General features: G+C 42.9%; 7 protein-coding genes and 1 pseudogene. 1 reads left to right on the top strand and 7 read right to left on the bottom strand.

Going from position 1 to position 3,377, the window contains the following annotated elements; genetic code table 11:
* Positions 1–163: 163 nt before the first annotated feature.
* The gene (locus tag AC1MDJ_RS07060; RefSeq protein ID WP_479690224.1) at positions 164–445 is read left to right on the top strand and encodes a hypothetical protein; all 282 of its coding nucleotides are present in this window, start codon (positions 164–166) and stop codon (positions 443–445) included.
* On the opposite strand, the gene AC1MDJ_RS07055 is transcribed toward AC1MDJ_RS07060, so the two are convergent.
* The 7 genes and pseudogenes from AC1MDJ_RS07055 to AC1MDJ_RS07025 form a co-directional block, all read right to left on the bottom strand.
* A complete protein-coding gene (locus AC1MDJ_RS07055) occupies positions 341–568 on the bottom strand; it encodes a phage tail protein I (protein WP_479690222.1) in 228 nt (75 codons plus the stop codon). The two genes, AC1MDJ_RS07060 and AC1MDJ_RS07055, sit on opposite strands and share 105 nt — an antisense overlap.
* 40 nt (positions 569–608) lie before the next feature.
* Positions 609–1,004 (bottom strand): hypothetical protein, encoded by a 396-nt coding sequence (locus AC1MDJ_RS07050; protein WP_479690223.1) that lies wholly within the window; start codon positions 1,002–1,004, stop codon positions 609–611.
* Positions 953–1,405: a hypothetical protein gene (locus AC1MDJ_RS07045; protein WP_479690221.1), complete on the bottom strand. Its 453-nt coding sequence runs from the start codon at positions 1,403–1,405 to the stop codon at positions 953–955. Before AC1MDJ_RS07045 ends, AC1MDJ_RS07050 begins: the two co-directional genes overlap by 52 nt.
* A gap of 8 nt (positions 1,406–1,413) precedes the next feature.
* The gene (locus AC1MDJ_RS07040; protein WP_479690220.1) at positions 1,414–1,695 is read right to left on the bottom strand and encodes a GPW/gp25 family protein; all 282 of its coding nucleotides are present in this window, start codon (positions 1,693–1,695) and stop codon (positions 1,414–1,416) included.
* Between the two features lie 100 nt (positions 1,696–1,795).
* The gene (locus tag AC1MDJ_RS07035; RefSeq protein ID WP_479690219.1) at positions 1,796–2,233 is read right to left on the bottom strand and encodes a hypothetical protein; all 438 of its coding nucleotides are present in this window, start codon (positions 2,231–2,233) and stop codon (positions 1,796–1,798) included.
* Entirely contained in the window at positions 2,214–3,143 is a 930-nt protein-coding gene (locus AC1MDJ_RS07030; protein ID WP_479690218.1) for a hypothetical protein, read from the bottom strand. The genes AC1MDJ_RS07035 and AC1MDJ_RS07030 overlap by 20 nt, the downstream gene beginning before the upstream one ends.
* A 47-nt stretch (positions 3,144–3,190) precedes the next feature.
* Positions 3,191–3,377 (bottom strand): annotated as a pseudogene (locus AC1MDJ_RS07025) (hypothetical protein); the annotation flags it as partial.

The raw sequence follows: 3,377 nt of genomic DNA, 5'->3' as shown, positions 1-3,377 counted from the left end.
CGCCACCCCTCTTATATTCTCCCCCAACGGGGGAGCGTCTCCGCAGGAAACGATGGGGGTTTGTTCAGCCATTGACGCTCATCTAGGGGGAGAGAAATACCCGTTCATAACTTTCTCAAAATAACCTTGGTTAGTTTGAGAAAATAAAAAGGATGGTTTGTATATGAAAAAGCCTTATGGTGCAATAGCGAGAGGCAGGTGCTATTTTCGCATTCTTGCTGTAGTCTTTTTTGCATTGCTTTTCCCTGTGCTGGTTTTAGCACAAGACAGGGGCATTGAGGCTAACAAGGCTACTATAGCACGTGTAGTCACTGGCTATGGTAAAAACAAAGAGCTGGCATTAAAAGATGCCTTTGCTAGTGCCGTGCAGGAAGTAGTTGGCACCTCTCCACACATCAACCGACACCGCCCACGCCAGCCACGACAGGATATTCTCGGGGCATAAATCTGGATTGTTCACATATCGCAGATTGTTGTTCAATAATGAAAGCCGCGAGCTACTCGCGGCTTCAAAGTCTTTCTGCAACGGTGTTGCGTTCGGCGGCAATATGCTATTCTGTGCTGACAACGATAACTTCCAAATTGATTCCGGTGCAATACGCCGCCTGCTACTTTGTCGTTTCTATGTCGGTGGCGGGCGACAGCAGTTCAACCCGCTGCACGCCCTCGGTATGCAGTGCGTCATAAATCCCCGATTTTGCGACCAGCGAACCGATGTTGTGCTGCTTTGACAGATACGCCCGCAGGTTCTTTTCGTATTCTTCCGCGACGATGGACACGCTCGGCCCGAGATAGATATGCACGCGGGCATTGACGGAATACGGGATAATCTGCGCCGGTTGCACAACCACATTGTCGGTCAGCGGTCGCTTGTCATCCGCAGAAAGATATGCCCGCACTGCCGCGATTGTTTCCGCGTCCGTTTTGCCGTCGCCCGATATGCCCAGTATCGTTATTGAAACCTGTCCCGCCGACGGGCTGGAAACACTGGCAGACTTGACCAGCGGCGACGCGGACAGGGTGTGGAACAGATAGGCTTTTTCCGAACCGGCGGTGTTGCGTTCGGGTCGCCCGTGTCAACAACCATCCGTTCTATGCCGTAGAACGCCGCCAGATTATCCAAGTCCGAACCAGCCGCATACGCCAGCAGATTGGCTTTGGCGGCTTCGTTTATGCGGTGGCGCAGCAGGGTTTCGCGGTATGCGTAGCATTCCAGCACGATTATCGCGGGGTCGCTTTCCAGCAGAGCGTCATAGCTCGGATTGCGCTTCTTGAAATCAATCAGCAGCTCGTCGAAGATGTCCCCGAATGAAAGCTCCTCTATCACTTTGGGCGCGGGTATTGCGGACAAGTCCACATAGTCCGGCGTTAGAAAGTCCTGCAAATCTTCGCGCGCATTCGCCATTGTCGTTCCTATGAAATCGTCAGGTTGTTCAGTTTTATGTTCTCGTTCATATACTTGCCTTCGAGGTCAAGCTCAATCTTGCCGCCGGAGACGGATACGACCGAAACCGCCGACACCTCGAAGCGCGGTTCGTAGTTGAAAAGGGCTTCGACGACATCGGCATAGATTTCGGCGACAAGTTCGCCCGTCAGCGGCGCGTCTATTCGTTGGAATATCCGGCTTCCGTAATCCCGCCGCATAACCCGCGAGCCGATAGGCGTTGTCAAAATATCCGCTATCAACTGCCGCAAATGCGCCCAACCCGCCAGCGGCCGGCCGTCTTGTCCATTCCGTTCATTTGTGATTCCTTGATTTTAGGCAAAAGAAAACCCCGCCGAAGCGGGGCTGTGCTTATTTTAATGTTTTATCAAAAATATCATCTTTTAATTTCTGTATATCTATAAAGTTCCTAATAAAATACAATATAGAAAATAATATAAAAATCACCGCAAGCCATGATGAATCAAATTTAATTGTAATGTTTTTTATCTGTATAGCCTGATTGGGGATATGACTATAAAACAAATAAACAAAAGTAGCCATCACAAAATATTTAATAAAAGCACTTCTAACATTACGGATATTCTTTCTAATTGTTATTATGTGATCTCGTTCTTTTACTCCATCTATACTGAAACTCACAATCAGCCCTAGTCCGATAGAAAACACTATTCCTGACACATTATAAATGGTTGATATAAATCCCTCGGAAAAGGTTATATTCAACAATGACCCAAATAATACGGTCACTGCTATGACAAAAAAAATTCTAAGAATGGTTTTCTTCATTTTTTATCTCATCCAGAAATATTGCCATTTCTATGTTTAATTGTTGCTCGCTTATAAATCCAGTATCCGTTTTTTCAATAGATACCAGCTTCTCACGCAATAAGTCTTTAGCACTCAATTTCCTTTTATCCTTGCTTTCAAACGAAACATTGTCCAAATCGCTTATTGGTTTCAACATAGCAGATAGTTTGCGTTTATAGTCATCTTCCGACATACTTTTTGGTTTTACAAATTTTAATTGAAGTTTAGCAGATATAAGTTGCTCTATATCTATATCGGCTAATGTTTGTGTATCTGATAAAACTTTATCCATTATGGATTTTATCATTGTTTTATCTATCCAAAATGATTTTCTCTCGGTCGTATTTATCGACGACTGATTAGACGAATCTGAAAAAGTCATAGTGCTAATATCGACCAGCGACATATTTGGTTTTGGAATTACTATCGGATTAAACTTAAAAATATGGGTGTCTAACAAACTATTTATATATGTTTCCACCCCTTGGATAGTATTTGGGTATCGCAAGTCTGTAATTATATTTGCATCATCCAAACATATATGGGTATGGCTTTTATAAATAGCGGCACCACCAGCTTTAGTTCTTTTTATTTCATCTATTGAAAAAGTCTCTTTTTCAAACAGATTAGCTTCAATATGTTCATCATCGCCATTAGGTATTATCCGCAGAATAGTTCCAGAGAATATGTTCTCTTGAATAGTAAAATCCGACATAACATCATGCTCGCCAGTCGGGTCTTCTGAATTCAAAACTTTTTGCCTATCCTTTGCCTTTGTATTAGGTAATTTAGTTTTTAATTGAGTTAAAATCTCTGATGCATTTACAATCATATCGGTGCTTTTTATATTAAAAGCTCGCAACTTTATAGATTTTGTATTATCCGCCATGGCTATTTCCCCTTGTTAGTCATTATTAGGGGCTGACATAGATAAAATTATTTTTCAGCCTCTTTATGATACACTCTAATCCATTTTTTTAGTGTTGTCAATAGGTTTTTTGGTGTTCCATAATTAAACCTAAACTCACACTCCTTTAGAAACAAGTTAAACTTGTCTTTCTGTATCCCGTTAAACTTCCGCATCTGCCTCTTAGCCTGATTCCAAAAGTTCTCTATCCCATTT

The organism is Candidatus Termitispirillum reticulitermitis (assembly GCF_054655775.1).
This window is presented reverse-complemented; position numbering and strand designations above follow the sequence as displayed.

Coding starts and splice junctions, on each gene's coding strand:
- AC1MDJ_RS07060 (WP_479690224.1), top strand. CDS start 164: ATGAAAAAGCCTTATGGTGCAATAGCGAGAGGCAGGTGCTATTTTCGC.
- AC1MDJ_RS07045 (WP_479690221.1), bottom strand. CDS start 1,405: ATGGCGAATGCGCGCGAAGATTTGCAGGACTTTCTAACGCCGGACTAT.
- AC1MDJ_RS07035 (WP_479690219.1), bottom strand. CDS start 2,233: ATGAAGAAAACCATTCTTAGAATTTTTTTTGTCATAGCAGTGACCGTA.
- AC1MDJ_RS07030 (WP_479690218.1), bottom strand. CDS start 3,143: ATGGCGGATAATACAAAATCTATAAAGTTGCGAGCTTTTAATATAAAA.